Source organism: Streptomyces sp. H27-H5 (assembly GCF_026627505.1).
Classification (GTDB): Bacteria; Actinomycetota; Actinomycetes; order Streptomycetales; family Streptomycetaceae; genus Streptomyces.
In genome coordinates this window covers 1-4,442 of sequence record NZ_JAPNLK010000216.1, presented here as the reverse complement: position 1 = coordinate 4,442, position 4,442 = coordinate 1, and the positions used below count along the sequence as shown (strand labels likewise).

The 4,442-nt window shown below is 70.7% G+C and carries 4 protein-coding genes and 1 pseudogene; 1 reads left to right on the top strand and 4 read right to left on the bottom strand.

Annotated elements, in window-relative coordinates:
- Positions 1–122: 122 nt before the first annotated feature.
- From OTB19_RS41720 to OTB19_RS41710, 3 genes are all read right to left on the bottom strand, one after another.
- A complete protein-coding gene (locus OTB19_RS41720) occupies positions 123–1,442 on the bottom strand; it encodes a M28 family metallopeptidase (protein WP_267804083.1) in 1,320 nt (439 codons plus the stop codon).
- 206 nt (positions 1,443–1,648) lie between these two features.
- Positions 1,649–2,623: an EamA family transporter RarD gene (gene rarD / locus OTB19_RS41715; RefSeq protein WP_267804082.1), complete on the bottom strand. Its 975-nt coding sequence runs from the start codon at positions 2,621–2,623 to the stop codon at positions 1,649–1,651.
- Between the two features lie 178 nt (positions 2,624–2,801).
- A complete protein-coding gene (locus OTB19_RS41710; protein WP_267804081.1) occupies positions 2,802–3,659 on the bottom strand; it encodes an SDR family oxidoreductase in 858 nt (285 codons plus the stop codon).
- 99 nt (positions 3,660–3,758) lie between these two features.
- On the opposite strand from OTB19_RS41710, the gene OTB19_RS41705 reads away from it, so the two are divergent.
- A complete protein-coding gene (locus tag OTB19_RS41705) occupies positions 3,759–4,121 on the top strand; it encodes a winged helix-turn-helix transcriptional regulator (protein WP_053678995.1) in 363 nt (120 codons plus the stop codon).
- 126 nt (positions 4,122–4,247) lie between these two features.
- On the opposite strand, the pseudogene OTB19_RS41700 reads toward OTB19_RS41705, so the two are convergent.
- Positions 4,248–4,442, bottom strand: a pseudogene (locus OTB19_RS41700) (2-oxoacid:ferredoxin oxidoreductase subunit beta); the annotation flags it as partial.

Genomic DNA, 4,442 nt, shown 5'->3' with positions numbered 1-4,442 from the left:
CCACCGTGTGCCGGACCGAAGCCGGGTCGTCCGAGGACCGCTTCCCGCAGGATGCCTGCGCGCTCACACAGCGTCACCAATCCAGCCACGCCCAACCGGCAAAGGACCTGCGACGCGCTGCACTAGAAGGTGATCTTCCAGCTGTTGATGTAGCCGACGTCCTGCGCCGCCACGTCCTTGGCCTGGAGCTTCCAGACCCCGTTGGCGACCTCGCTCGACGCGTTGACCGTGTACGAGGCGACGACGTTGTCCGCCGAGTCCGAGCTCGAGGAGTTCTTCAGCCGGTACGCGGTGCCGTCGGGGGCGATCAGGTCGATCTGGAGGTCACCCCGGTAGGTGTGGACGATGTTCACGTCCACCTTGGTGGTTGCCGGTGCGTTGCCCGTGAAGCCCGAGACGGTGATCGGCGAACTCGCCGCGGCACCGGGGGAGTCGGGGATGTTCACGTCGGCGGTGTTCTCGAAGGACTTGCCGGGCGGCACGGGGGTGCCGGCGCCCAGGTTCCAGATCGCGTAGGCGATGGCGTCCGCGTTGCGGTCCAGGGCGGTGTCGTTGATGTTCGCGGTGGTGTCGCAGGAGGAGTGGTAGCAGCGGTCGAAGGCCTGACCGGAGGTGCCGCCCCACTTCTGCGCCTGGGCCGCCGTCTTGGTGTAGTCGGCGCCCGAGAACAGGCCGCCGACCGGGATGCCCGCGCTCTTGAACGGCGCGTGGTCGGAGCGGCCGTCGCCCTCGGTCTCTATCTCGGTGGATATGCCGAGGCCCGCGTAGTAGGTCTTGAAGGTCTGCTCGATCGTGGGGTCGTCGTCGTAGACGAAGTAGCCCGGGTTCGGCGAGCCGATCATGTCGAAGTTCAGGTAGCCGGAGAACTTCGCCTTCTCGGTGGCCGACAGGCTGTTGACGTAGTACTTCGAGCCGACCAGACCGAGTTCCTCGGCGCCCCACCAGCCGAAGCGCAGGTGCTTCGTGGGCTGGAGCTGGGCGCGGGAGACCGCCAGCGCGGTCTCCAGGACGGCCGCCGAGCCGGAACCGTTGTCGTTGATGCCGGGGCCGGCGGTCACCGAGTCCAGGTGCGAGCCGGACATCAGGACGGAGTTGGGGTCACCGCCCGGCCAGTCCGCGATCAGGTTGTAGCCGGTGGCGCCGCTGGAGGTGAAGGTCTGGAGGCTGGTGGTGAAACCGGCCGCGTCCAGCTTGGCCTTCACGTAGTCGATCGAGGCCTTGTAGCCGGCCCTGCCGTGGGCGCGGTTGCCGCCGTTGTTGGTGGCGATGGTCTGGAGCTGCGTCAGATGCGCCTTGACGTTGGCCAGCGGGATGTCGGGCGGGGTGGGAGCGGCGTTGACCGCCGCGGGCGCGGCGAGCGCGGCGGGGGAGGTGGCGGCGAACAGGCCGGCGACCGCGATCGCGGTCACGGCGGCAAGGCGCCGAGGGACGGACAGGCTCATGTGGGGGCTCCGGAATTCCGTATGGGGATGAGACGGAACGTGCGGGGATAGAGCGGGTGAGCGTGCGTGCGTCAGTGCGAGCCTGATGTTCAGCGAGAGTATGACTATTCGTCAAGACCACAATCCGGTCAGGGCGGTTCGGAAAACGGACGATCCCCGGTACGGGGGTTCCGTACCGGGGATCGTGGGGCGCGAAGGGTGAGCCGCTACGCGGGCTCGCGGGTCGTCGTCGGCTCCGTCGGAGCGGCCGAGGGTGAGGCCGGCGCGAGGGTCCCGGCGGCGGCCAACCGGGCCCGGGAACGGCGCGAGGTCCGCAGCGCGTCCCAGGTCAGCAGGGCCAGCGCGGCCCACACCAGGGAGAAGCCCGCCCACCGCTCGGGCGGCATCGCCTCGTGGAAGTACAGGACGCCCAGCCCGAACTGAAACACCGGGGCCATGTACTGGAGCAGGCCCAGCGTCGACAGCGGCACCCGGATCGCGGCCGCGCCGAAGAACACCAGCGGGACCGCGGTGACCAGCCCGGTCGCGGCCAGCAGCGCGGAGTGGCCGAGGCCCTCCGTCGCGAAGGTGGACCGGCCCTGCGCGGCCAGCCACAGCAGGTAGCCGAGGGCGGGCGGGAACAGCAGCGCGGTCTCCGCGGTCAGCGACTCCAGGCCGCTCATGTTGAGCTTCTTCTTGATCAGCCCGTACGTGGCGAAGGAGAAGGCCAGCGTCAGGGAGATCCACGGCGGCCGCCCGTAGCCGATGGCCAGCACGAGCACCGCCGAGAAGCCGATGCCGACGGCCACCCACTGGGCGCGGCGCAGTCGTTCGCCGAGCACCAGGACGCCGATCGCGATGGTGACCAGCGGGTTGATGAAGTAGCCGAGGCTGGCCTCGACGACCTGGCCGTTGTTGACCGACCAGATGTACAGGCCCCAGTTCACGCTGATCACGGAGGCGGCCAGGGCGGTCAGGGCCAGCTTGCGCGGTTGGCGCACCAGCGTGCCCATCCAGCTCCAGTGGCGCAGGGCGAGGAGGGCGATCCCGACGACGGCGAGCGACCACACCATGCGGTGGGCCAGGATCTCGATCGCCCCGGACGGCTTCAGGAGGGGCCAGAAGAGGGGGACCAACCCCCACATCCCGTACGCGCCGAATCCGTAGAGCAAGCCCGTGCGCTGCTCGTTCTCTGCCTTCACGGGGCCTCCAGTACGGCTTCCGGCCACTCGCCACCCGAGTCACAACCCCACGAAGGTATCGCCGTACGGCCCGGATGTCATGCCCGTCAGGGGGAGATACTCATGACACCCGGGTCGGTGGGGCGGAGGTCGAGCGGGCCTCGAACGAGCCTTGAGCCGGGCCGGCTCCGGCGCTGGCTCAGGCCAGGGCCGAGGAGATGGCCGCCGCCACCGGGGTCGTCGGGCGTCCGATCAGGCGGGCCAGGTCCCCGCCGGTCCCCGCCAGCCGGCCGCGCGAGATCGCCGCGTCCACGTCGACGAGGATCGCCGCGAAGCCCTCGGGTACTCCGGCGCCGGTCAGGATCCCCAGGTGGGCGTCGGCCGGCACCTCGGCGTACGCGACCTCGCGGCCGGACTGCTTCGCGACCTCGGCCGCGTACTCCGCCAGGCTCCAGGCCGTGTCGCCGGACAGCTCGTACACCGCGTTCAGGTGCCCCTCGCCGGTCAGCACCGCCGCGGCCGCCGCGGCGTAGTCCGCCCGCGCCGCGGAGGCGATCCGCCCCTCGCCGGCGCTGCCGACGACCGCGCCGTGCTCCAGCACCACGGGCAGTTGGGCGGTGTAGTTCTCGTGGTACCAGCCGTTGCGCAGGAAGGTGTACGGCAGTCCCGAGTCGAGGATCGCCTGCTCGGTGACCTTGTGCTCGGCCGCCAGGTCGAAGTCCGCCTCGGGTCCGCCGAGGATGCCGGTGTACGCGAGCTGCGCCACGCCGGCCGTCTTCGCCGCGTCGATCACGGCGGTGTGCTGCGGGACCCGGCGCCCGACCTCGCTGCCGGAGATCAGCAGCACCCGGTCGCCGGCCCCGAACGCCCCGGCCAGGCTCGCCGGCTCGTCGTAGTCGGCGATCCGTACGTCGATGCCGCGCGCGGCCAGGTCGGCGGCCTTCTCCTTGTTCCGCACGACGACGGCGACGCGCTCGGCGGGTACCCGTGCGAGCAGCTCCTCGATGACGAGACGGCCGAGGGCTCCGGTGGCTCCGGTGACGACGATGCTGCTCATGGTGCGCTCCTTGGTGGGTCCGGCGGTGCGGGGTGATGTCACCACCGTACGGAGAGCGCTAACTATTCGGAAGTACCCACTTTGGAGTAAGGTACTTACATGCAGGTAAGTGTAAAGGCTCCGATGTGCCCCTCCCGCGGCGTGCTGGAACACGTCACCAGCCGCTGGGGCGTCCTCGTGCTCGCCGCCCTGGTCGAGCGCTCGTACCGGTTCAGCGAACTCCGCCGGGAGGTGGCCGGGGTCAGCGAGAAGATGCTGGCCCAGACCCTCCAGACGCTGGAGCGCGACGGATTCCTGCTGCGCGAGGCGCAGCCGGTGATCCCGCCCCGGGTGGACTACTCCCTCACCGACCTCGGCCGCGAGGCCGCCGAGCAGGTCTGGGCGCTCGCCCGCTGGACCGAGCGCCGGACGGCCGACGTCCAGGCGGCCCGCGCCGCGTACGACGAAGCCCGGACCGCGTAGCGCGCTCCGGGCTCCCGCCGCTCGTCGTACCGCCGTCGGCACGCCGTACCGCTCCTCACACCGCACGCGTACCGCTCGTCGTGCCACACGACGTGCGGTCGACGGCGCGCGCCGGCCGGCGGTCGGTCAGCCGACCACCGTCCAGGTGTCGTTGCCGGTCAGCAGCGTCGTCAGGTCGCCCTTGCCGTTCCGATCGATCGCGGTGTCGAGTTGGTCGGCCATGAGGGTGTCGTAGACGGGTCGTTGGACGCTGCGCAGGACTCCGATGGGGGTGTGGTGGAGGGTGTCGGGGTCGGCGAGGCGGGAGAGGGCGAAGGCGGT

Coding starts and splice junctions, on each gene's coding strand:
- OTB19_RS41720 (WP_267804083.1), bottom strand. CDS start 1,442: ATGAGCCTGTCCGTCCCTCGGCGCCTTGCCGCCGTGACCGCGATCGCG.
- OTB19_RS41710 (WP_267804081.1), bottom strand. CDS start 3,659: ATGAGCAGCATCGTCGTCACCGGAGCCACCGGAGCCCTCGGCCGTCTC.
- OTB19_RS41705 (WP_053678995.1), top strand. CDS start 3,759: ATGCAGGTAAGTGTAAAGGCTCCGATGTGCCCCTCCCGCGGCGTGCTG.